This is a genomic window from Micromonospora sp. CA-240977 (assembly GCF_050942285.1).
GTDB lineage: Bacteria > Actinomycetota > Actinomycetes > Mycobacteriales > Micromonosporaceae > Micromonospora.
Genome location: NZ_CP192055.1, coordinates 1,161,023 through 1,184,984, shown reverse-complemented (window position 1 = coordinate 1,184,984; position 23,962 = coordinate 1,161,023). Strand labels below are relative to the sequence as shown.

General features: G+C 70.3%; 22 protein-coding genes, 1 tRNA gene and 1 other RNA gene. 8 read left to right on the top strand and 16 right to left on the bottom strand.

All coding sequences use genetic code 11. The features are described 5' to 3' along the window. The first annotated feature begins 55 nt into the window (after window positions 1-55). A complete protein-coding gene (locus tag ACQPWW_RS05640; protein WP_030490864.1) occupies window positions 56-178 on the top strand; it encodes a 50S ribosomal protein L36 in 123 nt (40 codons plus the stop codon). A 119-nt stretch (window positions 179-297) separates the two neighbouring features. Next, window positions 298-558 (top strand): YciI family protein, encoded by a 261-nt coding sequence (locus ACQPWW_RS05635; RefSeq protein WP_433129794.1) that lies wholly within the window; start codon window positions 298-300, stop codon window positions 556-558. A 107-nt stretch (window positions 559-665) separates the two neighbouring features. On the opposite strand, the gene ACQPWW_RS05630 is transcribed toward ACQPWW_RS05635, so the two are convergent. Together ACQPWW_RS05630 and ACQPWW_RS05625 are read right to left on the bottom strand one after the other, a co-directional pair. Continuing rightward, window positions 666-738, bottom strand: a tRNA-Ala gene (locus ACQPWW_RS05630). 88 nt (window positions 739-826) lie between these two features. After that, window positions 827-1,417, bottom strand: coding sequence for a YqgE/AlgH family protein (locus tag ACQPWW_RS05625; protein WP_357098712.1), 591 nt, complete (start codon window positions 1,415-1,417; stop codon window positions 827-829). Window positions 1,418-1,737: 320 nt separating this feature from the next. Between ACQPWW_RS05625 and mdlC the strand changes: the two genes are divergently transcribed. Beyond that, the gene (gene mdlC, locus ACQPWW_RS05620; RefSeq protein ID WP_433129792.1) at window positions 1,738-3,333 is read left to right on the top strand and encodes a benzoylformate decarboxylase; all 1,596 of its coding nucleotides are present in this window, start codon (window positions 1,738-1,740) and stop codon (window positions 3,331-3,333) included. A gap of 30 nt (window positions 3,334-3,363) precedes the next feature. On the opposite strand, the gene ACQPWW_RS05615 is transcribed toward mdlC, so the two are convergent. The 10 genes from ACQPWW_RS05615 to pruA all read right to left on the bottom strand — a co-directional run bounded on the left by ACQPWW_RS05615 (window position 3,364) and on the right by pruA (window position 12,160). Next, window positions 3,364-4,317 carry a hypothetical protein gene (locus ACQPWW_RS05615; RefSeq protein ID WP_433129790.1) on the bottom strand — a complete coding sequence of 318 codons (954 nt, stop codon included), beginning with the start codon at window positions 4,315-4,317 and terminating at the stop codon, window positions 3,364-3,366. A gap of 45 nt (window positions 4,318-4,362) precedes the next feature. Then, on the bottom strand, window positions 4,363-4,851 hold the full coding sequence (locus ACQPWW_RS05610; protein WP_433129788.1) for a hypothetical protein: 489 nt from the start codon (window positions 4,849-4,851) through the stop codon (window positions 4,363-4,365). A 140-nt stretch (window positions 4,852-4,991) separates the two neighbouring features. Beyond that, window positions 4,992-5,669 (bottom strand): hypothetical protein, encoded by a 678-nt coding sequence (locus ACQPWW_RS05605; protein ID WP_433129786.1) that lies wholly within the window; start codon window positions 5,667-5,669, stop codon window positions 4,992-4,994. Between the two features lie 75 nt (window positions 5,670-5,744). Then, window positions 5,745-6,120, bottom strand: a transfer-messenger RNA (tmRNA) gene (gene ssrA, locus ACQPWW_RS05600). A gap of 105 nt (window positions 6,121-6,225) precedes the next feature. Continuing rightward, window positions 6,226-6,705, bottom strand: a complete 480-nt coding sequence (gene smpB, locus ACQPWW_RS05595) for an SsrA-binding protein SmpB (RefSeq protein ID WP_355028000.1) — start codon at window positions 6,703-6,705, stop codon at window positions 6,226-6,228. 148 nt (window positions 6,706-6,853) lie between these two features. Further along, window positions 6,854-7,729, bottom strand: a complete 876-nt coding sequence (gene ftsX, locus ACQPWW_RS05590; protein ID WP_433129783.1) for a permease-like cell division protein FtsX — start codon at window positions 7,727-7,729, stop codon at window positions 6,854-6,856. 67 nt (window positions 7,730-7,796) lie between these two features. After that, window positions 7,797-8,477, bottom strand: coding sequence for a cell division ATP-binding protein FtsE (ftsE, locus tag ACQPWW_RS05585; RefSeq protein ID WP_030331491.1), 681 nt, complete (start codon window positions 8,475-8,477; stop codon window positions 7,797-7,799). A gap of 118 nt (window positions 8,478-8,595) precedes the next feature. Next, window positions 8,596-9,717, bottom strand: a complete 1,122-nt coding sequence (prfB, locus tag ACQPWW_RS05580) for a peptide chain release factor 2 (RefSeq protein WP_433129781.1) — start codon at window positions 9,715-9,717, stop codon at window positions 8,596-8,598. A 121-nt stretch (window positions 9,718-9,838) separates the two neighbouring features. Beyond that, window positions 9,839-10,354, bottom strand: coding sequence for a PadR family transcriptional regulator (locus ACQPWW_RS05575; protein ID WP_091393967.1), 516 nt, complete (start codon window positions 10,352-10,354; stop codon window positions 9,839-9,841). Window positions 10,355-10,531: 177 nt separating this feature from the next. Continuing rightward, the gene (gene pruA, locus ACQPWW_RS05570) at window positions 10,532-12,160 is read right to left on the bottom strand and encodes an L-glutamate gamma-semialdehyde dehydrogenase (RefSeq protein WP_433129779.1); all 1,629 of its coding nucleotides are present in this window, start codon (window positions 12,158-12,160) and stop codon (window positions 10,532-10,534) included. Window positions 12,161-12,466: 306 nt separating this feature from the next. Here pruA and ACQPWW_RS05565 point away from each other — a divergent pair, with 306 nt between their 5' ends. Next, window positions 12,467-13,549 carry a hypothetical protein gene (locus ACQPWW_RS05565; RefSeq protein ID WP_433129777.1) on the top strand — a complete coding sequence of 361 codons (1,083 nt, stop codon included), beginning with the start codon at window positions 12,467-12,469 and terminating at the stop codon, window positions 13,547-13,549. A gap of 68 nt (window positions 13,550-13,617) precedes the next feature. On the opposite strand, the gene ACQPWW_RS05560 is transcribed toward ACQPWW_RS05565, so the two are convergent. Beyond that, the gene (locus ACQPWW_RS05560) at window positions 13,618-14,127 is read right to left on the bottom strand and encodes a DUF6912 family protein (RefSeq protein WP_433129775.1); all 510 of its coding nucleotides are present in this window, start codon (window positions 14,125-14,127) and stop codon (window positions 13,618-13,620) included. Window positions 14,128-14,343: 216 nt separating this feature from the next. On the opposite strand from ACQPWW_RS05560, the gene ACQPWW_RS05555 reads away from it, so the two are divergent. Both ACQPWW_RS05555 and ACQPWW_RS05550 read left to right on the top strand, forming a co-directional pair. Next, window positions 14,344-14,571 carry a helix-turn-helix domain-containing protein gene (locus ACQPWW_RS05555; RefSeq protein WP_354817911.1) on the top strand — a complete coding sequence of 76 codons (228 nt, stop codon included), beginning with the start codon at window positions 14,344-14,346 and terminating at the stop codon, window positions 14,569-14,571. Window positions 14,572-14,793: 222 nt separating this feature from the next. Beyond that, the gene (locus ACQPWW_RS05550; RefSeq protein ID WP_433129772.1) at window positions 14,794-15,414 is read left to right on the top strand and encodes an Rv3235 family protein; all 621 of its coding nucleotides are present in this window, start codon (window positions 14,794-14,796) and stop codon (window positions 15,412-15,414) included. Between the two features lie 51 nt (window positions 15,415-15,465). Here ACQPWW_RS05550 and ACQPWW_RS05545 read toward each other — a convergent pair whose 3' ends face one another. Together ACQPWW_RS05545 and ACQPWW_RS05540 are read right to left on the bottom strand one after the other, a co-directional pair. Next, the gene (locus ACQPWW_RS05545; protein WP_433129770.1) at window positions 15,466-18,069 is read right to left on the bottom strand and encodes an ABC transporter permease; all 2,604 of its coding nucleotides are present in this window, start codon (window positions 18,067-18,069) and stop codon (window positions 15,466-15,468) included. Continuing rightward, window positions 18,066-18,893 (bottom strand): ABC transporter ATP-binding protein, encoded by an 828-nt coding sequence (locus ACQPWW_RS05540; protein ID WP_433129768.1) that lies wholly within the window; start codon window positions 18,891-18,893, stop codon window positions 18,066-18,068. The genes ACQPWW_RS05545 and ACQPWW_RS05540 overlap by 4 nt, the downstream gene beginning before the upstream one ends. Before the next feature lie 112 nt (window positions 18,894-19,005). Here ACQPWW_RS05540 and ACQPWW_RS05535 point away from each other — a divergent pair, with 112 nt between their 5' ends. Together ACQPWW_RS05535 and ACQPWW_RS05530 are read left to right on the top strand one after the other, a co-directional pair. Then, complete coding sequence (locus ACQPWW_RS05535) at window positions 19,006-20,250, top strand: histidine kinase (protein ID WP_433129766.1); 1,245 nt, start codon at window positions 19,006-19,008, stop codon at window positions 20,248-20,250. Beyond that, entirely contained in the window at window positions 20,238-20,897 is a 660-nt protein-coding gene (locus tag ACQPWW_RS05530) for a response regulator (protein ID WP_433129764.1), read from the top strand. Before ACQPWW_RS05535 ends, ACQPWW_RS05530 begins: the two co-directional genes overlap by 13 nt. An 84-nt stretch (window positions 20,898-20,981) precedes the next feature. On the opposite strand, the gene secA is transcribed toward ACQPWW_RS05530, so the two are convergent. Then, a complete protein-coding gene (secA, locus tag ACQPWW_RS05525) occupies window positions 20,982-23,909 on the bottom strand; it encodes a preprotein translocase subunit SecA (protein WP_433129762.1) in 2,928 nt (975 codons plus the stop codon). Between the last annotated feature and the right edge of the window lie 53 nt (window positions 23,910-23,962).

Sequence of the window (23,962 nt, the reverse complement as noted above, 5' to 3'; positions counted from 1 at the left end):
CCGGGGTGGGTACGGCGTTTCGATACTCGGAACCGCTGGAACCGAGGAGGCAGACATGAAGGTACGTAGCTCGTTGCGTGCGCTGAAGCAGAAGCCGGGTTCGGTGGTGGTCCGCCGTCGTGGCCGGGTGGTCGTGGTGAACCGCGCGAACCCGCAGTGGAAGAGCCGCCAGGGCTGATAACCCCCTTATCGGACATAGTGCAGTGCACGCCCCGACCGGGTCACTCCCGGTCGGGGCGTTTTTGCGTTCACTGTCGCGCTAGGGTGCCCGGAAACCGCCCTGACGAGGAGGAATCCGTGTTCATCTTGGAGCTGTCCTTCGGCGACGAACCCGACCGGCTCGCCGCTCGGCCCGCGCACCGGGAACGTCTCCAGGCGCTGCGTCAGGAGGGGCGGCTGGCCATGGCCGGGCCGTTCGCCGACGACTCCGGCGCGCTCCTGATCTTCGACGTCCCGGACGCCGGGGCGTTCGCCGCGATCGTCGCCGAGGGCCCCTATTACCGCACCCCCGGGGTGACGATCGTCAGGCAGCGGGAGTGGTCACCGATCGTCCGCTAGGCCGTCCTGAGCAACCGCACCGACTCCGCCACCACGAGCGGGCGTGGACGACAGACAGCGGCCCGGTTGATGATCATCAACCGGGCCGCTGCCCTACATTCGCAAGGTGGAGCCGAGGGGACTCGAACCCCTGACCCCCACACTGCCAGTGTGGTGCGCTACCAGCTGCGCCACGGCCCCTTGCTGTCGTCCCGGTCCCCCGGGCACTGGGAAACTATACACAGACCGGCCGGCATGGTCATCTCGCGGGGTCCCCGGCCGGGACGGGTCAGTTGAGCGCGACGTCCGGCGGGAAGTGGGCGACCGCGGCCATCATCCCGCCCTGCCGGCGCAACACCATCGGCCACAGATCGTCGGGCCGGTCGACGAACGCGTCACCGGGCAGCCCGTCCAGCACGAACCAGGAGCCGTCGGCGATCTCCTGCTCCAGCTGGCCGCTGCCCCAGCCGGAGTAGCCGGCGAAGACACGGATGCCGCCGATGCTCTCCCGCAGCCGCTCCGGGTCGACCGAGAGGTCGATCGTGCCGACCGCTCCGGAGACCTGGTGGAAGCCCTTCAGCCGGCGCATCGGGTGCCGCATGCGGGCCAGGCAGATGGCCGAGTCAGGCTGCACCGGCCCGCCCTCGAAGAGCACCGCCGGATAGCGGGCCAGATCGCTCCAGTCGCCGAGCACCTCGGCCACCGGCACCTCGGTGGCCCGGTTCAGGACCACGCCGAGCGCGCCGCCCGGCTCGTGGGCGACGAGCAGCACCACCGTACGGTCGAAGTTCGGGTCCTTGAGCGCCGGAGTCGCGACCAGTAGCCGCCCGGTCATCGACTCCATCGCTCGTCCGCCGATCGCCTGACCCTCTCCCTGCATCCCACACACCCGTCAACCGTGAGCCCGCGCCGGGGATCGGTCATCTGCCGGATCCGCCCGGTGCATCGAGATCAGCCGTGCTGTCAACGCCATGCCTGGCACCATAGCCTGCGTCCCGGGTGCTGGCTAAGAGCTGACCGGCAGGTGATCACACAGTTAAGACAGCTCCCTGTTCGTTCCGATGCCCTGACCAGGCACGGGCGCGGCCGGCTGGATGAGCCAGCGGGAAACACCCGAAAGGTCCGTCACATCCCGATAGATTCGGCTGATCGGGAGGGACGACTACTGTCGTCCCTCCCGCGACACGAAGGCGGGTGGCGATGGCAACGGTCCGGGACGCGACGTACGACGTGCTCCGCACCCTCGGCATGACCACTGTCTTCGGTAACCCCGGCTCGACGGAGGAGCCGTTCCTCCAGGACTTCCCCTCCGACTTCCACTACGTCCACGCGCTCCAGGAAGCGACGGCGGTCGCGATGGCCGACGGCTACGCCCAGGCCAGCGGGACGGCCGCCCACGTCAACCTGCACACCGCCCCGGGCACCGGCAACGGCATGGGCAACCTGGTGACCGCCTGGCACAACAAGACCCCGCTGATCGTCACGGCCGGCCAGCAGACCCGGGAGATGCTGCTGCTCGAACCTCGACTGGCCAGCCGAAGGCCCACCGAGCTTCCGCAGCCGTACGTCAAGTGGGCCTACGAGCCGGCCCGGGCGCAGGACATCCCCGGGGCGGTGCTACGGGCGTACGCGACGGCGGTGCAGCCACCGGCCGGGCCGGTCTTCCTCTCCCTGCCGATGGACGACTGGGCCCAGCCGGCCGATCCGCTGCCCGCACCGCGAACGGTGGCCACCCGGTTCGCGCCGGACCCACAACGGCTCGACGAGTTCGCCCGGGTCCTGGCCGGCAGCGACAACCCGGTGCTGGTGTACGGGCCGGGGGTGGACCGCGCCGGCAGCTGGCCGACCGCTGTCGCGCTCGCCGAGCGGCTGGCCGCACCGGTCTGGTCGGCCCCCGCGCCCGAACGCGCCGTGTTCCCGGAGGACCACCCGCACTTCCGCGGGGTGCTGCCGTACGCGATCGGTCCGCTCGCCGAGGCGCTGCGCGGACACGACACGGTGCTTGTCGTCGGTGCTCCGGTGTTCCGCTACTACCCGTACGTGCCGGGCGGGCACCTACCGGACGGCGCCCGGCTGCTGCACGTCACCGACGACCCCGACGAGGCCGCGCGCGCCCCGGTTGGGGACAGCCTGCTCGGCGACCCGGGGCTGACGCTGACCGCGCTGCTGGACCGGGTGCCGCCGGCCGACCGGCCACCGCCCGCGCCCCGGGACGCGCCGACTCCGCCGGAGATCACCTCCCCGGTGAGCGCCGACGCCCTGTTCGCCGGGCTGGCCGCGCACTGGCCGGCGGACGGCGTGCTGGTGCAGGAGTCACCGTCCAATCTGTCCGCACTGCGTCGGCGGCTGCGGATCAGCCGCCCGGCGTCGTACTTCACGATGGCCAGCGGCGGTCTCGGCTACGGCCTGCCGGCCGCGATCGGGGTGGCACTCGCCGAGCGGGACACCGGGCGCGGCCGTCCGGTGGTGGCGGTCATCGGCGACGGCTCGTTCCACTACTCGGTGCAGGCCCTGTGGACCGCCGCACGTCTCGCCCTGCCGGTGGTGGTGGTCGTCCCGGTCAATCAGCAGTACGCGATCCTCAAGGCGTTCGCCGAGCTGAAGCACACTCCCGGGGTGCCCGGCCTGGACCTGCCGGGGTTGGACATCGTCGCGATCGCGGCCGGCTACGGCTGCGCCACCGAGGTGGTCCAGACGCCCGACCAGCTCGGCGCGGCGCTCGCCACCGGGCTGCGTGCCGACCGGCCGACAGTGCTGCCGGTGCCGATCAGCACCGACGTGCCAAGCATCCTCTGAACCAACCCGTCGGCTCCGGTGCCAGCCCCGTCATCGTGGGGCGATCGACAGGGGGGCGCCGGTGGCGACGTCCAGGACCGGCCGGGCGCCCAGCGGCGCCGCGAGGGTGACGGCGACCGGTTCCAGCTTGAGCACGGCGTCGCACATGCCGGTGGCCCGGGTGATGCTGCCACCGACCACCACGACGTCCGGCCGTTCCCACACCAACGGCGTGATGCCGGTGTCACACGCGCCGACGCCGAGCCGCACTGTCATCCGGACGCCGTCGACAGCCGTCAGATCCTGGGCGCCCACCAGGCCGTCGCCCAGCGGACGGGCCGGCGTGGAGGGTTCGGGAACGGGCCGCACCGCGGTCGGCGCGACGGCGAGCTGGGCCACCGGCGTGGCCAGCTCCTTGATGGTGAACAGCCAGGCCGGGACCTGCGCCTCGCCCCGGCTCGTGCGGACCGGCACGGCACCGAACGTGACACCGGTGACGGTGAGCGGGAGACAGGCCGTCTGCGCCGTGCTGGTGGCCCACCCGTCCGGCCCGGGTTCGACGGTGGGGCCGCCGGGGGTCGGCCGGCCGGGCCGCTTCGGCCGCCCCGGGCAGGGCAGCGGATCGCCCTGGTCCAACTGCCGGTACGCCTCGGCGGCGCTGACCAGCGGCAGCGTCAGCCGGCCGTCCGGGAACCGGATCTCGCCGCCGACCCGGGTGGGCGGTATCGCGACCTGCGCCCGGTACCACCCGGCCCGGAAGGCCGCCTCGGTGTCCGGGGTGAAGCGCGGGTCGCCGGTGAGCACCGTGGGCCCCTCCAGCGGGACGTACCCGGCACGCCAGTCGGGGCTGGGCCGCCACGCCTCGGCGACCTCGGCGGCCCGCTCGTCGAACGTCTCCGCGCGGTGTGCCGGGCTGCGGGGCCCGCCGGCCGGTTCCGCGCCGGTCGGGGCGCAGCCCGTCAGGAGCAGCAACGGGAGTACGAGCAGCAGGGCTGGTCGACGCATGTCCGGTTCGACGCCGCCGTCGACCCCCCGGTTCCCGTCGACTGCTCAGGTTTCGCCACCCAGGTCCGTCTGGTACGCCTCCCAGAGCAGATCGGCGCCGCGCCGCCGGTGCCGGGCCAACCTCCGCAGCAGGTGCCCGGCCCGGTGCCGCAGCTCGTCGGGGTCGGCCTCGGGCTGCTCGGCGATCCGCTGCACGGCAAGGATCGCCGCGATGATCCCGGCGTGCTCCCGGGTCAGCAACCGCACCCCGTGGTGCAGCCGTGGCGACTGGGTGAGCAACTCCCGATAGAGCCCGGCCGGGCCCTCGGTGGCGTGGACGTGCTCGGCGAACCCCCGCCCCACCGGGCGCAGCCGGAGCAGGACCTGTTCCCGCCAGCGCGGCTCGGTGGGGGGCGCGGTGACGGCCCGGCCGAACGCGTGGACGTCTCCGGCCAGCCCGGCCGGGCGTGGCTCACCGGGCAACCCGCTGGGATGGTGCGGTGCGGCGGACGGTCGGGCGACGAGCGACGACTGCTGGACCGGACCGGTGACCATGGCACCTCCCGCGCTGTGCTGCTACCCCATACCGCGATGGTGAGCCCGCCCGACCCGGCCTGTAAAGGCCTCAAAGGATGCTCATCCGTCCCATTCGTCCCAGGGGTCCCGCAGGTCCCACGGGAAACGGACACCGCCGCTCAGCCGAGCTGGGGGTGCTCCGCCAGGCGGCGCAGTTGGCGGGCCACGGCGTGCGCGTCGCCGTCCCGACCGTCGACGGGCCGGCCCGTCGTTATCGCGTCGGCAAGCGCGCGCAACTCGGACGGGGGCAGGGTGGCCAGCCCCATGCCGTGCAACGCGACGGTGACCCGCCGTCCGTCCGCGGGGTCGGTAGCGATGATGGCGGGCGTCCGCCGCCCACCCGGGACGTCGTCTTCCGCCTCGCGATACGACAGCGGCGCGGCGTCGATCCGGGCGGTGGCGAGGTCGACGGTGCGCGTCCGAAACGCGCCCCGGACCCGCGCGTGGCTGCCCTCCAGCCACGCGGCCGTGCGGAGCACCCGCAGCACCAGGTAGATGCTGAGCAGGACGAACGGCAGGCCGCAGAGCCCGATGAACGGGCTCAGCCCGGCCTGTGACGCGCCACCGTCGGCGTCCCGCAGCGCGGGTGGCAGCATCCCGGGCGGTACGTCGCGAGCCTCCTCATAGGAGGAGAACGGGTCACCCGGGCCGGACAGCCGGCCCAGCACCCCGCCGGCGATCACCGGCAGCACCACGAATGCCGCACCGACGGCCGCGACGAAGACGCCCACCACCACCGCCCACGTGCGCTGGGCGGCTGAGGCGCCCACCGACAGGCGCAGCCCCTGGTTCATCACAGGGGCAGCGTAGGGGCAGTCGGCCCGCACACGACGAAGCGCCCCGGCCGGTGGGCCGGGGCGCTTCGCTCGAGGTGGTGGAGGTGCCGGGAATCGAACCCGGGTCCTTCGCCGGTTTGTCAGGGCTTCTCCGAGCGCAGCTCGCTGTGCCTCTACTCGGCCCCACCGCTCACGCGAGCAAGTTGGTGTGACGGGCCCAGTCGCTGATTAATCTCGCCGCACGGACCCCGCGACCGGGTCCGGTTGGCCAGCCTCCTAGCTGATGCCGGCTACTGGGACGAAGGCGTTCCCAGACCGACAGACTTAGCTACTCGCCTCAGGCGGCGAGAGCGAAGTCAGCGCGTTGGTTATTGGCGCTTATAAGTTTCCGACGACCGATTCTCGAGACGACGTCGGCTTCCTCGGCTCGCTTCCCCTGTCGCTGCGTACGAAGTCGAAACCAGTCACCCCCTCGACAGGCCACCGATGTGGTGGCACTGACAAGCCTAACGCCTGCCGCAACGGCTTTCATCCCGAGGCCCCGGGCCGGCGTGCCGACCCGGACAAACGGGACTATCTACTCGTCCATCCCCTTGCCGCGCCGACCGGACACCCGGGCGATCTCCCGGTCCGCGTCCCGCTTGGCGAGGTCCTGACGCTTGTCGTACGACTTCTTACCCTTGGCCAGGGCGATCTCGACCTTGGCCCAGCCGTCGGAGAAGTAGACCTGCAACGGAACGATCGTCAGACCGCCCTCGCGGGTCTTGCCGACGAGCTTGTCGATCTCGCCCCGGTTGAGCAGCAGCTTGCGGGTACGTCGGGGCTCGTGGTTGGTCCACGTGCCCTGGGTGTACTCCGGGATGTGCATGGCGTGCAGAAACAGCTCGCCGTCACGTTCCTGGGCGAACGCGTCGACAAGCGACGCCCGCCCGGCCCGCAGCGACTTGACCTCGGTACCGGTCAGCGCCATGCCGGCCTCGTACGTGTCGAGGATGGCGTAGTCGTGGCGTGCCTTCTTGTTGGAGGCGACCACCTTGCGCCCCTTTTCCCGTGGCATCGGTGCCACCCCCTCTCCCGCGTCGCCCGCGGCCGGGATCACCCCGGCCGGACAACCGATCATGCTACCCGAATAACAAGGACCCTCCCGCGCCGTTTATTTCCGGCGGCGGGAGGGTCCTCGGGAGACGGGACGACCCGTCCGGTGCCTAGACCCGCAGGTAGAAGCGCAGGGTGATCCAGGCGGTGCCCGCGCTGATCAGGCCACCGACGCCGGCCATCAACGGGAAGACGACAAGGATGTCGCCCCAGGAGATCGGCGAGAGCAGGCCCTGCAACGCGCTCAACGAGCGGTCGAAGAGCAGGTACTTGGCCGCGACAAGGGCCACCAGACCGAGCAGCGAGCCGATCAGGCCGGCCACCACGGCCTCCAGCACGAACGGCGCCTGGATGAACCAGTTTGATGCGCCGACCAGCTTCATGACGGCGACCTCACGCCGCTTGCTGTACGCGGCCACCTGGATGGTGTTCGCGACAAGCAGCAGGGCGGCGATCGCCATCACGATGGCGGCGGCCAGGGCGATGTTCTGGATCGAGGTGAGGATGTTGAAGATCTTGTCGAGCAGTCGACTCTGGTCGATGATCTCGTCAACACCCGCGCTGTTCTTGTACTGCTCGTAGATGTCCTTGTACTGCTCCGGGTTGTTCAGCTTGAGCCGGAACGACTCGGGCAGCTGGTCTGGCTTGACCACGTTCACCAGGTCGGGGGCGTCCTGGTACATGACCTTGAACTTCTTGTACGCCTCGTCCTTGTTGACGTAGAAGACCTCCTTGACCAGGGGGTCGCTGTCGAGCTTGGCGTTGAGGTCGGTGCGCTCCTGCTCGCTCACCTCCTGCTTCAAGAAGATCGAGACTTCGATGTTCTTGTAGTAGGTGACCTTCATGTCGTCGACCTGGCGGTACATGAGACCGCTGGCGCCGAGCATGGTCAGCGAGACCGCCATCGTGATGATCATCGCGATGGACATGGTCACGTTGCGCCACAGTCCGACCAGTACCTCGGACAGGACGTATTTCACGCGCATCGGGATTTCCTCCGGGTCTCCGGCATGAAGTGTTCGTCGTCAGGCTGCGCAGGGGTGGAGAGCCGGCTCACCCGTAGACGCCGCGGGCCTGGTCACGCACGATACGACCGCTCTCGATCTCGACGACGCGGCGGCGCATCTGGTTGACGATGTTGGAGTCGTGGGTGACCATCACGACGGTCGTGCCGGTGCGGTTGATCCGGTCCAGCAGGCGCATGATCTCGATCGAGGTGTCCGGGTCCAGGTTTCCGGTGGGCTCGTCCGCCAGCAGGATCAGCGGACGGTTCACGAACGCCCGGGCGACGGCGACCCGCTGCTGCTCACCACCGGAGAGCTCGTGCGGGTAGCGGTGCTCCTTGCCACCGAGCCCGACCAGCTCCAGCACCTCCGGCACGACCCGGCGGGCAACCGCCTTGGTCTTGCCGATCACCTCGAGGGCGAACGCCACGTTCTCGTACGCGGTGCGGTTCGGCAGCAGCCGGAAGTCCTGGAAGACACAGCCGATCGAGCGCCGGAAGTGGGGTCGCTTCCAGGAACGCATCGACGTGACGTCCTTGCCGTTGACGACGACGCGGCCCTTGTTGGGGGCGACCTCGTGCAGCAGCATCTTGATGATTGTGGACTTGCCGGAGCCGGATGGACCGATGAAGAAGACGAACTCGCCCTTCTCGATCGAGACGGACACGTTGTCGAGCGAAGGCCGGGACGCCTTCGGGTACGTCTTCGTCACTTGCTCAAGCTGAATCACGGGTGGTGAGTCTACGCGGTGTAACAACTGAGCCAAGCCCCACGCCCCGCCGATCCGGCACGAGTCGTCGAATCAGGCCCCCACCTGGAGATCGACGACGCGTTCCGCCCGCGTGTCGTTACGCTCCGTCGCCGGCGAGTTGCCGCTGCTTACGCCAACGGATCCCCGCCTCGATGAAACCGTCCAGATCGCCGTCGAACACCGCGCTCGGATTGCCGGTCTCCTGCTCGGTTCGGAGATCCTTCACCATCTGATACGGGTGCAGGACGTAGGAGCGCATCTGGTCGCCCCACGAACCGGCGGCGTTCTCCTTGAGCCCCTCCAGCTTGGCCTGCTCCTCCTGGCGCTTGCGCTCCAGCAGTCGGGCCTGGAGCACCCGCAACGCGGAGGCCTTGTTCTGCAGTTGGGACTTCTCGTTCTGACAGGTGACAACGATGCCGGTCGGGATGTGGGTCAACCGGACCGCCGAGTCGGTGGTGTTGACGCTCTGCCCACCGGGGCCGGAGGAGCGGTAGACGTCGACGCGTACCTCGTTCTCCGGGATGTCGATGTGGTCGGTCTGCTCGGTGACCGGCAGGACCTCGACGCCCGCGAAGCTTGTCTGCCGGCGGCCCTGGTTGTCGAACGGGCTGATCCGGACCAACCGGTGGGTGCCCGACTCGACACTGAGCGTGCCGTACGCGTAGGGCACCTTGACCGCGAAGGTGGCCGACTTCAGACCCGCCTCCTCGGCGTAGGAGGTCTCGTAGACCTCGGTCGGGTAGCCGTGCCGCTCCGCCCAGCGCAGGTACATCCGCAGCAGCATCTCGGCGAAGTCCGCCGCGTCCACGCCACCGGCGCCCGCGCGGATGGCGATCAGCGCCTCCCGGGAGTCGTACTCGCCGGAGAGCAGGGTGCGGACCTCCATCTCCTGGATGGCCTTCGTCAACCCGGTGATCTCCGACTCGACCTCGGTCAGCACGCCCGGGTCGGCCTCGGCCTCGGCCAGCTCCAACAACACCTGGGCGTCGTCAAGGCTGGACCGGAGGCTGCCCAGCTTGCTGATCTCGCCGTTGACGTACGACAGCTGCGAGGTCACCTGCTGAGCCTTGGCCTGGTCGTCCCACAGGTCGGGGGCGGAAGCCTCCTGCTCAAGGCGGGCCTTGTCCTCGTGGAGTCGGTCGAGGTTGAGGACGGCCTCGATGTTTCGCAGGGTCGCGTCGAGTTCCTTGAGCTGTTCGGCGTAATCGGCAGCGGTCACGACAGGTAAGCGTACTGCGCGGGCGACGATTGAGCTTGCGAGCCCCGCGGTCCCGCGCAAAAGCGGCACCGCGCCGCCCTACGCTGAGCAGCTCGTTCCCGCCGGGCGAATCCGCCGGAGGTCACCCGACCGGTGCGGACTTCAACCAGGACAGGGCAGCCCGGTGATAGGCGACGGCGAACTCCAGCGCGCTGGCGTCGTACGTCTCCCCATCCCGTTTGGCGTTCTTCACCTGCTCCCGGACCTGGGCGAGGGCCTCGGTGTGGTACTCGTTCGCCGAGGCGTACAGGCCCTTCAACTGGCTGGCGGAGTGCAGGTTGCCGAAGGCCATCCGCAGCGCGATCGGGTTGCGGATGGTGTCCCGCCCCGGGTTCTCCGCCAGCCAGCGGGAAAATGTCCGTTTCCCGCTGGCGGTGAGCGCGTACGGCTGACTCATCCGCGGCCCCGGCTTCCCGAGCCGCACGAAACCCCGCTCGGCCAGCACCGGCAACTCGCGGTAGACCTGACTGCGCGTCATCGACCAGTACGGCGCCAGACGGCGCTCAGCAGCGGCCATCAACTGACCACCTGTCATCGGGCCCTCATGGAGGAGGCCGAGCAGGGCCGCCGCCGTAGGGTTGACTCCGGAATCCGCCATGCCGCCTACGCTGCCACTTTGCGCACCCGGCGTCCAGGATTTGCCGGTTTGCCACCCAACAGGACTTCCTAAGTGCACTGTCGGCGACAGACTGTCCGTTGAGGACCATCGATGGATCACGACCCCGGGTCGACCCGCCGGCGGCACCGCGCGCCGCCGGCGGGTCGTCGCCGCAGGTCAGCCCATGTGGGGGTACGTGTGGTCGGTCGGCGGCACGAAGGTCTCCTTGATCGTCCGCGGCGACACCCAGCGGACCAGGTTGAGCCAGGAGCCCGCCTTGTCGTTGGTGCCGCTGGCCCGCGCGCCACCGAACGGCTGCTGCCCGACCACCGCGCCGGTCGGCTTGTCGTTGATGTAGAAGTTGCCCGCCGCGTAGCGCATGCGCTCGGCGACCGCGTCGACCACCCGGCGGTCGGTGGCGAACACCGAGCCGGTCAGCGCGTACGGGGCGATCGACTCGGCCTGCGCGACCACGTCGTCGAAGCGGGCGTCGTCGAACACGTGCACGCCCAGGATCGGCCCGAAGTACTCGGTGGTGAAGGTCTCGTGGGCGGCATCGCCGCACTCGAAGAGCGTCGGCCGGACGAAGTAGCCGACCGAGTCGTCGGCGGTGCCACCGGCCAGCACCCGGCAGGAGTCGTCACCGCCGATCAGCTCCAGCGCGGCGGTGTGCCGGGCGAACGCCTTGTCGTCGATCACCGCGCCGCCGAAGTTGCCGAAGTCGGCCACGTCCCCGTAGGTCAGCGAGTCCGCGGTGGCGGCCAGCCGGTCCCGCAGCCCACCCTCCCAGATCGAGCGCGGCACGTACGCCCGCGAGGCCGCCGAGCACTTCTGCCCCTGGTACTCGTACGCGCCGCGGATCAGCGCGGTGTGCAGGGCGTCCACGTCGGCGCTTGTGTGCGCGACCACGAAGTCCTTGCCGCCGGTCTCGCCGACGAGGCGTGGGTAACCCCGGTAACGGGCGATGTTGTCGCCGACGGTCCGCCACAACTGCTGGAAGACCTTTGTCGAGCCGGTGAAGTGGATGCCGGCCAGGTCCGGGTCGGCGAGCACCACGTCCGAGACCTCCTCGCCCCGGCCGGTGACCATGTTGATCACGCCGGGCGGCAGGCCGGCGGCCTCGAACAGCCGCATCGTGAAGTGCGCGGCGAACTGCTGGGTCGGGCCCGGCTTCCAGATCACCGTGTTGCCCAGCAGGGCCGGCGCCGACGGCAGGTTGCCGGCGATGGCGGTGAAGTTGAACGGGGTGACCGCGTAGACGAAACCCTCCAGCGGGCGGTGGTCGAAGCGGTTCCAGACGCCGGGAGAGGACGCCGGCTGCTCCTCCAGCAGACGCCGCGCGAAGTGCACGTTGAACCGGAGGAAGTCGATGAACTCACACGCCGAGTCGATCTCCGCCTGGATCGCGGTCTTCGACTGGCCGAGCATGGTGGCGGCGTTGAGGGTGTCGCGCCACGGGCCGGCGAGCAGCTCGGCGGCGCGCAGGAAGATCGCGGCCCGCTCCTCGAAGGGCAGCGCCCGCCACATCGGAGCGGCGTCCTTGGCCGCCTTGATCGCGGCGCGCGCGTCATCGTGGGTGGCGTGCGCGGTCACGCCCAGCACGTGCGCGTGCCGGTGCGGCTGCACCACGTCGATCGACTCACCGGCGGCCATCCGCTGCTCACCGCCGATTGTCATCGGCAGGTCGATGCGCTCGGCGGCGAGCTCGGTCAGCCGCCGCTGGAGCCGGTCCCGGTCGGGGCTGCCCGGCTCGTAGTTGCGAACCGGCTCGTTGCGCGGCTCGGGAACGGAGAACACGGCATCCATCAAGGCTCCTGGCGATCTCGACAGCAGTGGCGAAACCGGACCCGCGGGCACCGACCGGGCGGTCGGACACCGGTCGCCGCACGGGAGGGCCGAGCAGCGGCGGGACCTCCCGTAATTCTCCCACGAAGGGCTGCACACCCTGCCTCCGCCATCGCCTTCCACCAAGGACCGGCCCACCCCTCCTCTCCTTACCGACCAGGTTCGATCCGACGATCCGACGGCGTCCCGGTCGTCTGCGGCGGCGGGGGGCCCAGCGGGCCCGCGTACCCTGAATGGTCGGTGACCTGCCGCCTCGAAGGGGAGACGATGACCAAGCAGCCCGGCCGCGTCCCGGCCGCGGAGTCGCACGAGCCGGCGGCCGACGCGGCGAGCCCCAGCAGCCGGCCGCTGCCCGCGCCCGGCGCGGCGGTGCTCGCACTGCTGGCCCTCGGCTGGCTGGCCGCCATGCTCTGGTCCACCCGGGAGGCCATCACCTCGGCGGCGGCCGGGGTGACAGCGATCAGTCTCTCCGCGTTCGCTCTGCCCGGCGTGATCTCGGCCGCGCTGGTCTGCGGGGCCGCCGTCGCGCTGGCCGGCGGCAACCTGCTGGCCCGCCGGTACGGCGACTGGGCCACCCTGCGCTTCGCCGGGGCGATCGGCGGCGGACTGCTTGTCGGGCTGGCGTCCGCGCTGGCCATCAACCTCACCTACTTCGACACCTCGACCACCAACGTGATCGCCGGCACCACCGCGGCCGCGGCGATCATCGGTGGCGCGGTGGCCGCCGCGCGGACCGCCCCGGCGGTCGGTGCGGTGGTGACCGCCGCACTGGGCACGCTGGTCTTCGTTGTCGCGTTCAGCCAGGCCCGGGACCCGCTGTTCGACCTCTTCGGCGCGGGCGACAGCCAACAGTCGGTGGTCGACGCGGCCAAGTGGGTGTCCCGCACCGAGTCGCTCGTCGCGGGGTTGCTCGCCGGGCTGCTCGCCTTCGGCTATCTGACCTGGGCGCGACGCCGGACGCTTCGTCGCGATCCCGCCGCTCCGGCGCTGCGCTGGCCCGCGTACCTGCTCGCCGGCGCCGGACCGGGGCTGCTCCTGCTGCTCGCCGAGGTGATCATCCGGGTCGGTGGCCGGTCGCTGCTCGATCTGGCCAGCGCGCTCAGCGAGGCGGACGCGGTGGCACAGACCTCACTGGGCACCTCGCGGGTGGACAACGGGATCTGGGTGCTCTTCGTGGGGGCGCTGACCGCGCTCGTCGCGTTCGGCCGCACGCTCGGCCCGGCCCACGCCGACGACGAGCCGGCCGACAGCCCGGAGGCGGTCGCGGACCGGGTCGACCCGGAGGACGACGAGCCGGACCCGGCCGAGACGTTCGACGCGGACCCGGCCAGGGCGAATCCGGCCCGCTGACAGCCGGCGTTCTGGCTGCCGGTCTCCTGGCGCCCGGTGTTCTGGCGGCCGGCGTTCTGGCGGCCGGCTCAGCTGGCCGCGTGTAGCAGCAGGTCCAGCTCCGTCACGTCGTACCACTCCAGTTCGTGGTCCTCCGCGCTGTCGACGGTGAACTGGGCGTCGGGATCGCCGGCGGCCGCCTCGGCCACCACCTCGGCCGCCGCGGCAACCTCCTCGACCGCGTCCGCGCCGTCCACGTGGAGGGCCGCGACGGCACCCACCGGGACGACCTCGGCCAACGTCACAGTGCTGGAACCCAACTCACCGTCGCCCCGCCCGAGGGCGCTGGGCGGCAGGTCGACCGAGACGACGACGCGGCGGCGGGGAGCGGTCGGGTCGGCCCGGAGCAGGTGCAGCGCCTCCTGGGCGGCCCGGGTGAACGCGACGTACTCCAACTCCTCCTCGTCACCTTCGGCGTACCACTCGCGAAGCGTCGGGGTCACCGCGTGCGCCTGGTCGGCGGTCAGCCCGTCCGCGCGCAGTCGGGCCAACATCGGTACGGTCGCCGGCACGTACACCCGGACAAGCTCCTCGTTCACCAATCGTCTCCCCCGCTTCGTCCTCCACCGGCGTCCGCCGGCACGGGCGCAGATCATGCCGCACGCCGTGACCGTCATACACCCCGACTCCGGCCGGTGGAAGCTCCTGCCCGGTGTGTCCCGTGCGGTCGACCTCCCGGCCGAGCGGCTAGGTGCTGGGCGGCCTGGGCCGTCGATGGCAAACTGAGCCAAACGACATCAACCCCGGGAGTTCCTGTGGAGCCAAGGTTCCTGTTGCTCTCCGACGTCGCCACCGAGCTGAACGTGTCGGACTCGCAGGTCTACCACATGGTGCGCAGCGGTGAACTGCCGGCGATCAAGATCGGTGGACGCGGCCAGTGGCGTGTCGAGCGCGCACGCCTGGAAGAGTACATAACCCGTAAATACCACGAAACCGCCGACTGGGTGCAGAGCAACCCGCTCGTCGACCGCGATCCGGAGTAGCCGCCGCCCCGCCCGCGCCGGCTCGCCCGACTGTGATCAACTCCGGATCGCGAAACCGGCGGTGTTGCGGCCGCTTGGACGCCACGTTATTGGCAAGCCCGAGTGGATCAGGCTGCGCGACGAACGAGTGAAGCCCCCGAGCCATTGACCGACGGCGGTCCATCGTCCAAACTCGATGGCGTCGAAGGCAAACGAAGGCAAACGCAAGATCATGGGGGCACGATGAGCGAGGCGCGACCCGGACCTTCCCGGCCAGCCGTGCGACTGCGCCCTGTTCCGCCAGTCGATCCGCCATACCTCGACGAGATCGACGGGTCGTACTGGCCGGCGCCGACCCACGGTCAGCTCGTCCTCGACCTGTTCGCCTCGACCCGCCCCGACCCGGTCCGGTCGCCACAACGCCGCGCCGACCTCCGCGCCGTGCCCGGCCGGTCAACCACCCACCCGGTCACGCCAGCGCCGCCGACGACCGCCCCGGAAGCCACCCGAGCAGCCCATCGGTTCGTCGGCAGTTGTCTCGAAGTGATAAATGGCTACCGTTCGCCGGCGCAGGTGCGGGCACTGCTCGACCCCGCCCGAGCAGGCGACCTGCTGACCGAGTTGGTCCGCGCGGGTGAGTCGCTCACCGAGTTGGTCCGTGCGTCCGGGCGGGCCGGGTCACCTCGCCGCCGCGCCGGCCGGCCAGCGGTCCGGTTGCTCCGCATGCGTGTCTGCGAACCCCGCGAGGCAGCGGTCGAGGCGGCGGCTGTCCTCGCCGGCGCGGGCGGGCGGAGTTGGGCGATGGCGCTCCGGCTGGAGCATCGCCGGGGCCGCTGGCTCTGCACCGCGTTGCACGTCCTCTGACCGCAGACGGCCAGGAGGACCGGTCAGTGGCGCCGCATACGCCGGCCGGTCCTACTCGCGGCCGCCGATCGCGTCGATCGGCGCCGGTCGGATCGCGAACCGGGTGGCCATCGTGATCGCGCCCCGGCAGAGCGCGACGGTGAGCGCCACGATCGCGATCACCCCGGTGAGGGAGATGCTGGGTGTGGGCGACCGCGTCAGCCCGAGGCTGAAGCCGATCAGCGGCGGGATCGTCGCCAGCGCACCGAACAGCAGCGACCCGAGGACCACGATCCTGGCCTCGCCGTTCATCATCGCTCGAACCTGGTTCCGGCTGGCGCCGATGAGTCGCAGCATCGCGAACTCGCGCACCCGCGCCGCCGTGGACATCACAAGGGTGTTCACCACGGCTATGGCGATGTAGCCCAGCAGCACGGTCTGGAACAGCAGGTTGAGTATCCAGTCACCCGAGCGGCCGGCCCCGGGCGCGGCCAGGAACGCCTCCCGGTCGCCCACCTGGACCGTCGGATAGGGCCGGACGGCGGCGCGCAGTGCGTTGCCGAGCGCCTCCTGATCGGTCCCGGCCGCCGACCTGATCAGCACCGCGCTGTGCACCCGCGCGGTGGTGTGGGCGACGACGAGGTCGTTGGGCAGGGTGACGTCGCCGAAGCCCAGGCCGTTCTCGTAGATCGCCACCACCCGTGGCCTGATCGTCGTACCGTCGCCGAGGTGGAGCTCGGTCGTCCCGCCGACTCTCGCGCTGACGGTCTCCGCGACGACCCGGCTCAGTGCCACCGTCTCGCCGCGCAGCTCCGCGGTGTCTCCCTGGACAACAGCGAGTTCCATGGTGTCGGCGAGCCGCTCGGGCGAAACCCCCTGGGCGGCGAAGACAGTGGTCGCGGTGCTGTCCTCGGAAGGGAACGTCAACAACACCCGCATCCGTGCCACCGGCGTCGCCACGGCGACCCCCGGCACACGGCGTACGGCGTCCACGACCTGCGGGGAGATCCCGACGCCGGACGACGCGGTCAGCGCGTGATCGGCCCGCAGTCCGTCCTCCAGCTGGTGCCGCGCCGCCGCGATCGTGGTGGAGGCGCCGAACACCTGCACGGCGGCCAACGTCACGCCCATCGCCAGCGGTGTGGTGGCCGCACTGAGCCGCCGCCAGTTGGCCCGCGCGTTGGCCTGGGCAAGAAAGCCGTCGGCAGTGGACCGCCGGTTCACAAGCCGGCCGAACAGCACCAGGGCGCCGTTGAGCAGCACGGGTCCGAGACACCCGAGCGCCACGACGAACAGGAGAACCGCGCTCGCCGCGGTGTCGGCGACCGAATCTCCCGGCGCTGCCACACTGCCCAGCGTCAGCAGCAGCCCGAGCGGGATGAGCAGGACGCCGATGACCAGTCGGACCCGGCCGAGTTTCTTGGGCTCGATCGCGGCGTCCCCGAGCGCCTCGACCGGGCTGACGTTGGCCACCCGCCGCGCCACAAGCCAGCCGGCGAACCGGGCGCTGATCATGCACAACACCAGTGCGGCGAGGATGGGCAGCACGCCCACCTGCATCGGGAAGTCCGGCGGCATCGCGCCCGCGAGGACGAACACGCCGCGCATCACGAACGCGAGCGCCACGCCGGGAATCGCGCCGACAAGCGCGCCAGTCAACGACACAAGCGTCATCTCGGCGTTGATCATCCAGTGGATCTGCTTGGGCGTCGCGCCGATGGCCCGCAGCACTGCCAGTTCGCGCCTGCGCTGCCGCACCGACAGCGCCAGGGTGCTCGCCACCACGAACACCACGATCAGCACCATGGTGCCGCCGAACGACGCTGCCGTCTCCACCACCACGCTGCGGGCGTCGCCCACATCCAGAAACTCCACGTCACCGCGTTTCGCGCCGGTGTGAACCACCACGTCCGGCACGGCGGCCCTGATCCGCCCGGCCAGTTGCTCCGGGGTGATGCCGGGTGCGGCGAGCAGGCCGATGGCGTCGACCCGGTCCGGACGGCCGGACAGCTTGGTCGCCTGGTCGTCGCTGAAGAACACCGCGGACTGCCGATTCAACCCGTCCGGTGCGGTGGCGATGCCCACCACGCGGTAGGAAGCCGGGATCGAGCCAACCGAGATCCGCACCGTCGCGTCGAGCGCCACGTCGCCGCGCGCGGCCAGCCCGGCGTCCAGCACGACGTCACCGGGCGTCGCGGGCGGCCGGCCCCTGCTCACCGTGAACGGCGTGAGCGCCGCCGCGGACCAGCCGTGTCCGAGCACCGGAAAGCCGCGCGGGCCGCTCACCACGTCGCCGTCCGGGCTCAGCATGCTGAGTTGCACGTTCACGTCGCCGACAGCGGACCGGACGCCGGGCACCGCGGCGACGGCGGCGACAGTGTCCGCAGGCAGTGTGACGCGCTCGCTGTAGCGGACCTCGGAACTCTCGTCGAGCCGGAACGACTGCGGCGCGCTCAGGACCACCGCGGCGCCCGAGTAACGCTCGGGGGTGACGCCGTTGCCCAGCCCGGACAGCAGCAGGATCCCGCAGGCGGTGATCACCGCCGAGCCCGCGACGATCGCGATGAAGGAGCCGCCGAAACCACCCCTGTTCCCCTTGATCGTGCTCCACGCCAGTTTCAGGTCGCTGGGCAACGGCACCACGAGGCGGACCAGCCGCCGAATGAGGCGGATCACCACTCGCCCAGATGGGTCATCCGCGCCGCGACCTGATCCGGGGTGGGCCGGGTCAGCTCACCCGCGAGCCGGCCGTCGGCCAGAAACAGGACCGAATCGGCGTACGAGGCGGCGACCGGGTCGTGGGTGACAAGCAGCACCGTCTGCCCCATGTCGTCGACGATCTGCCGCAGCAGTTCCAGGACCTGCTTGCCGGACCGGGTGTCCAGCGCGCCGGTCGGCTCGTCCGCGACCACCACGTCCGGGTGATTGATCAGCGCCCGGGCGATCGCGACCCGTTGCTGCTGACCGCCGGACAGTTCGCTGGGCCGCCGTTTGCGGAACTCGCCGAGGCCGACCGCGGTGAGCACCTCCAGCAGGAACCCTCTGTCGATCCTCTTGTCCGCGAGTCGCAGCGGCAGCGTGACGTTGTCCTCCACGTTCAGCGCGCTCAGCAGGTTGTAGGCCTGGAAGATGAAGCCGATCCGCTGTCGCCGCACCTCGGTGAGCGCGACCTCGTCGAGGCGCGACAACTCGACGTCGCCCAGCCAGACCGAGCCCGAGGTGGGCCGGTCCAGACCGGCCGCGCAGTTGAGAAACGTGCTCTTGCCCGAGCCGGAAGGCCCCATCACCGCGGTGAACGTGCCGCGCGGGAACCCGGCGCTCACCGCGTCAAGAGCGCGCAGCGCGGTCTTTCCCGACCGGTACTCCTTCGACACCGAATCCAAGCGCACCGCAGGAGGCGTTGTTCCGAGCGTCGGCACGACAGGGGCGTGCGGAGTGTCGGCAGCGATGAACTCGGTCTGCGCGATGCGCCGCCTCAACGGATTCCTCGTCCAGCTCATGGCGTCTGACGTTAGGTTCTGCGACAGCCTGGAGCGCTACCCCGCACTACCGGATATGAGCTACAGCTGGCTGTAGTGACGTGGGCGGCGTCCACCGGGCAGACTCGACGCCGTGTCGGAAACGCCAGCTCCCCGGGGCGCAACGGAAGGACATCCGCTGAGGTCGGGGCAACGGTGGGTACAGACGTGGCGTGGCGGCGCGTACCTCCTGGGCTCCCTGGCCTCTGGCGCCGCCACGGTGCTCGCCCTGCCACTGCTGTGCGTACCGCGGCTCGCCCGGCTCTGGGCGAGCTGGCATCGTGAACGCGCGCGACGGCTGCTCGGTACGCCGTTGGCGTCGTCTCCCGCTCAGCCTGGGCCGAGACGCCGAGCAGGGGACAACAGTGCCACCGGCCGCACGTCACGCGCCCTACTCTGGCTGCCGGTGAACGCCGTGAGCGGGGTGGCGCTCGGCCTGCTCGCCCTGTTGTGCGTGGGCAACATCGTGGTCGCCGCGATCGCCACACCACTCTGGTGGGCGTTCAGCCCGGGAACCGGCCCGCGGCTGTTCATCGACGTACCGGTGGACGGTTGGACGACTGCTCTGATCCTCGGCCCACTGCAGATCCTCCTGCTCACCGCCCTGGCGTACCTGTGCTTCGCACCGCTCGCCCAGGCACACGCCCGGATCTGTCTCGCGGTGCTGGCGTCCCAACCAACTGACGAACAGCTTGCCGAGCGGGTCGTCGAACTGACCCGCACCCGTGCGGACGTGCTCGACGCACACGGTGCGGAACTGCGGAGGATCGAACGCGACCTGCACGACGGCACCCAGGCCCGGCTGGTGGCCATCGCGATGCGGCTGGCCCTGGCTCGGCAGGCGATTGCTGACAGTCCGCGGGACGAGCAGTTTGTGGAAGGACTCCTCCGGGACGCGCACGAAGGCGCCGAAGAGGCGATGAGTGAGTTGCGGGAGGTGATCCAGTCCGTCTATCCGCCGATTCTCGCCGACCGGGGCCTGGACGGAGCGCTGACCGCCGTCACCGCCCGCTGCCCGGTGCCCACCCGGCTGCGCATCGGTGACGTCGGACGGGTGCCGGCGGCCGTGGAGACCATCGTCTACTTCGCCGTCACCGAGGCGCTCACCAACGTCGCCAAACACAGCCAGGGGACTGCGGCAGCGGTGCGGGTCGACCGCCTGGCCGACCGGCTGTCGGTGGTGATCAGCGACAACGGCATCGGCGGGGCTGATGATCGGCGGGGAACCGGCATCGCCGGGATCCGTCGCCGGGTGCTCGCGATCGACGGTACGGTCGACGTCGAGAGTCCGGCCGGTGGGCCGACGACCATCACAGTGGAGCTGCCGTGCGGGTCGTGATCGCCGAGGACAACGTGTTGCTCTCCACTGGTCTGGAACTGCTGCTGGGCCGCGCCGGATTCGATATCGCGGCCATCGCCGACGACGCGGCGGGTTTCCTGACCGCCGTCCGGGAACACCGTCCCGACGTCACCATCGTCGACGTCCGGCTGCCGCCATCGTTTCGCGACGAAGGAATCCGGGCCGCCCTTCAGGCCCGGCAGGAACAGCCGGGCCTGCCGGTCCTGGTGCTGTCGCAGTACGTCGAGCAGCAGTACGCCGCCGAACTGCTCGCCACCGCCGGTGGTGGCGTCGGCTATCTCCTCAAGGACCGGGTCAGCCGGGTGGACGCGTTCATCGACGCGCTGCGCCGCGTCGCCGCGGGTGGCACCGCCATGGACCCCGAGGTCATCGCCCAGCTCGTCCAACGCGCCGGCGACCCGATCGCCGCACTCACCGTCCGCGAGCGCGAGGTGCTCGCACTGATGGCACAGGGACTCGACAACACCGCCATCGCTCAGCACCTCACCATCACCGACAACGCCGTCCACAAGCACATCGGCAACATCTTCGCGAAACTCGGACTCGCTGTGACAGACAGCGGCCACCGCCGCGTCCTCGCCGTCCTCACCTACCTCAACAACGCGGGCTGGACGAGCGGGCCGTGACCTGATCGCGGGCCGTCGCGTCTGATGCCGAACGGGTCCCGGCCTGGTCGGCCGGGACCCGTTGGTCAGGTGCTGTCGTGTCGGTCAGTTGCCGCCGTTGGGCGCGCCGTGGCAGCGCTTGTACTTGCGGCCCGAGCCGCACGGGCACGGCGCGTTGCGGGACGGGCCGTTGCTCGCCTCCGCCTGGTTCGCTGCCGGCCGACGGGAGGCGACCGACGGAACCGCCGGGCCACGCAGACCGGCGGCCGGACGCTGCGGGGCGGACGGGGCGGTTCGACCCGGTGCCGCCGGAGCGCCCGGGGCCGGGCGGCCCACGCCGAGCGCCGGAGCCTGCTGCTCGGCCTGCTCGATGACGGGTGCGCCAGGGCTGGCCTCGCCGTCGATGGTGGGAGCCGAGTATTGCAGGCCCTGCCGCCGCGGCGCCTGGTTGAGGCCCTTGGCCCGGATCTCCACCGGCTTGTCGAGCAGCGTGACCTCTTCCGAGCCCGCCTCCGGCTCCGGTTCGGTCACCTGGACGTCGACGTTGTAGAGGAAGCCGACCGTCTCCTCCTTGATGCCATCCATCATGGTGGCGAACATGTCGAAGCCCTCGCGCTGGTATTCCACCACCGGGTCGCGCTGGGCGTACGCCCGAAGGTTGATGCCCTCCTGGAGGTAGTCCATCTCGTAGAGGTGCTCGCGCCACTTGCGGTCGATGACCTGGAGCAGCACCATCCGCTCGAGCTGGCGCACCCCCTCGGGGCCGAGTTGCTCCTCACGCCTGTCGTACGCGGCGTTGGCGTCGTCCCTGAGGCGGGCGACCAGGAAGTCGGCGTCCATGCCGGCCCGCGAGCCGCCGGCCTCCTCCTCCAACTCCTCGATCGTCACGCCGACCGGGTAGAGCTGCTTCAGGCTGGACCAGAGCTGCTCAAGGTCCCAGTCCTCGCCGTAGCCGTCGGAGGTGGCCCCCCGCACGTACGCCTCGACGGTGTCGTCGATCATGTTGCGGACCTGGTCGGAGAGGTCCTCACCGTTGAGCACGCGGAGCCGCTCGGCGTAGACGACCTGGCGCTGCTTGTTGAGCACCTCGTCGTACTTCAGCACGTTCTTGCGGATCTCGGCGTTCTGGCCCTCGATCTGAGCCTGGGCGCTCTTGATCTGCCGGGTGACCATCTTCGACTCGATGGGCACGTCCTCCGGGATGTTGAAGCGCTCCATCACCGCCTCGACCGCCCCGGCCCGGAACCGCCGCATCAGCTCGTCCTGGAGCGACAGGTAGAAACGGGACTCGCCCGGGTCACCCTGCCGGCCGGCGCGACCGCGCAGCTGGTTGTCGATCCGCCGGGACTCGTGCCGCTCGGTGCCCAGCACGTAGAGGCCGCCGGCGGCCGCGACCTCGTCCGCCTCGGCGTCGCAGGCCTGCTTCCACGTGGGCAGGACCTCCTCCATCGCCTTGGCGTACTCCTCCTCGTTTTCCAGCGGGTCGAGACCGCGCTGGCGCAGCTCGTTCGCGGCGAGGAACTCGGCGTTGCCGCCGAGCAGGATGTCGGTGCCGCGGCCGGCCATGTTGGTGGCCACGGTGACCGCGCCCTTACGCCCGGCCTGGGCGACGATCTCGGCCTCCCGGGCGTGGAACTTGGCGTTCAGCACGTTGTGCGGGATGCCCCGTCGGCGCAGCAACTGGGAGAGGATCTCCGAGTTTTCCACCGAGACGGTGCCGACCAGCACCGGCTGGCCCAGCTGGTGCCGCTCGGCGATGTCCTCGATGACGGCGTTGAACTTGGCCTTCTCGGTCTTGTAGATCACGTCCGGCCGGTCCTCGCGGACCATCGGGCGGTGGGTCGGGATCGTCACGACGCCGACCTTGTAGACCTTGTTGAACTCGCTCGCCTCGGTCTGCGCCGTACCGGTCATGCCGGACAGCTTCTCGTAGAGGCGGAAGTAGTTCTGCAGGGTGATGGTGGCAAGAGTCTGGTTCTCCTGCTTGATCTCCACCCCCTCCTTGGCCTCGATCGCCTGGTGCATGCCCTCGTTGTAGCGACGGCCGTGCAGGATGCGACCGGTGAACTCGTCGACGATCAGGACCTCACCGTCGCTGACGATGTAGTCCTTGTCGCGCTTGTAGAGCTCCTTGGCCTTGATGGCGTTGTTGAGGTAGCCGACAAGCGGGGTGTTCACCGACTCGTACAGGTTGTCGATGCCGAGCCGGTCCTCGACCTTGGCGACACCCCGCTCGGTCACCGCGATGGTGCGCTTGGAGTGGTCGACCTCGTAGTCGCCCTCGCCGTCGGTGCCGGGCTGGAGCCGGGCCACCACTCCGGCGAACTCGCCGTACCAGCGGGCCGAGTGCTCGGCCGGGCCGGAGATGATCAGCGGGGTGCGGGCCTCGTCGATCAGGATGGAGTCGACCTCGTCGACCACTGCGAAGTTGTGGCCGCGCTGCACCAGCTCGTCCTTCGACCAGGCCATGTTGTCGCGCAGGTAGTCGAAGCCGAACTCGTTGTTGGTGCCGTAGGTGATGTCGCACTCGTAGGCGGCCTTGTGCTCGGTGGCCGGCCGGTTGGGCAGCACCACGCCGACGGTCAGCCCGAGGAACTCGTGCACCCGACCCATCCACGCCGCGTCACGCTGGGCGAGGTAGTCGTTGACCGTGATCACGTGCACGCCCTTGCCGGACAGCGCGTTGAGGTAGACGGCCATGACCGAGGTCAGCGTCTTGCCTTCACCGGTCTTCATCTCGGCGATGTTGCCGAAGTGCAGCGCCGCGCCGCCCATCACCTGGACGTCGTACGGGCGCTGGCCGAGCACCCGGGCGGCCGCCTCGCGGGCCACCGCGAACGCCTCCGGCAGCAGGTCGTCGAGGGTTTCCCCATCGGCGAGCCGCTCCCGGAACTGTTCGGTCATGCCGGCCAGTTCCTCGTCGGTGAGGTTGACGTAGTCGTCCTCGATCGAGGTGACGGCGGCGGCGATGGCCTTGAGCCGGCGCACCATGCGGCCCTCGCCCGCGTTAAGGACCTTTTCCAGAATCGACACGGATCAACGCTCCCCTAGACAGTCTCGAACCATCGTAGGCGCTCCATCGGCGC

What these genes read in the sequence shown, in the direction of transcription:
- ACQPWW_RS05565 (WP_433129777.1), top strand. Translation starts at nt 12,467, where the DNA reads ATGACCAAGCAGCCCGGCCGCGTCCCGGCCGCGGAGTCGCACGAGCCG.
- ACQPWW_RS05640 (WP_030490864.1), top strand. Translation starts at nt 56, where the DNA reads ATGAAGGTACGTAGCTCGTTGCGTGCGCTGAAGCAGAAGCCGGGTTCG.
- ftsX (WP_433129783.1), bottom strand. Translation starts at nt 7,729, where the DNA reads ATGCGCGTGAAATACGTCCTGTCCGAGGTACTGGTCGGACTGTGGCGC.
- ACQPWW_RS05615 (WP_433129790.1), bottom strand. Translation starts at nt 4,317, where the DNA reads ATGCGTCGACCAGCCCTGCTGCTCGTACTCCCGTTGCTGCTCCTGACG.
- ACQPWW_RS05575 (WP_091393967.1), bottom strand. Translation starts at nt 10,354, where the DNA reads ATGGCGGATTCCGGAGTCAACCCTACGGCGGCGGCCCTGCTCGGCCTC.
- ACQPWW_RS05610 (WP_433129788.1), bottom strand. Translation starts at nt 4,851, where the DNA reads ATGGTCACCGGTCCGGTCCAGCAGTCGTCGCTCGTCGCCCGACCGTCC.
- smpB (WP_355028000.1), bottom strand. Translation starts at nt 6,705, where the DNA reads ATGCCACGGGAAAAGGGGCGCAAGGTGGTCGCCTCCAACAAGAAGGCA.
- ACQPWW_RS05550 (WP_433129772.1), top strand. Translation starts at nt 14,794, where the DNA reads ATGAGCGAGGCGCGACCCGGACCTTCCCGGCCAGCCGTGCGACTGCGC.
- mdlC (WP_433129792.1), top strand. Translation starts at nt 1,738, where the DNA reads ATGGCAACGGTCCGGGACGCGACGTACGACGTGCTCCGCACCCTCGGC.
- pruA (WP_433129779.1), bottom strand. Translation starts at nt 12,160, where the DNA reads ATGGATGCCGTGTTCTCCGTTCCCGAGCCGCGCAACGAGCCGGTTCGC.
- ACQPWW_RS05625 (WP_357098712.1), bottom strand. Translation starts at nt 1,417, where the DNA reads ATGCAGGGAGAGGGTCAGGCGATCGGCGGACGAGCGATGGAGTCGATG.
- ACQPWW_RS05540 (WP_433129768.1), bottom strand. Translation starts at nt 18,893, where the DNA reads ATGAGCTGGACGAGGAATCCGTTGAGGCGGCGCATCGCGCAGACCGAG.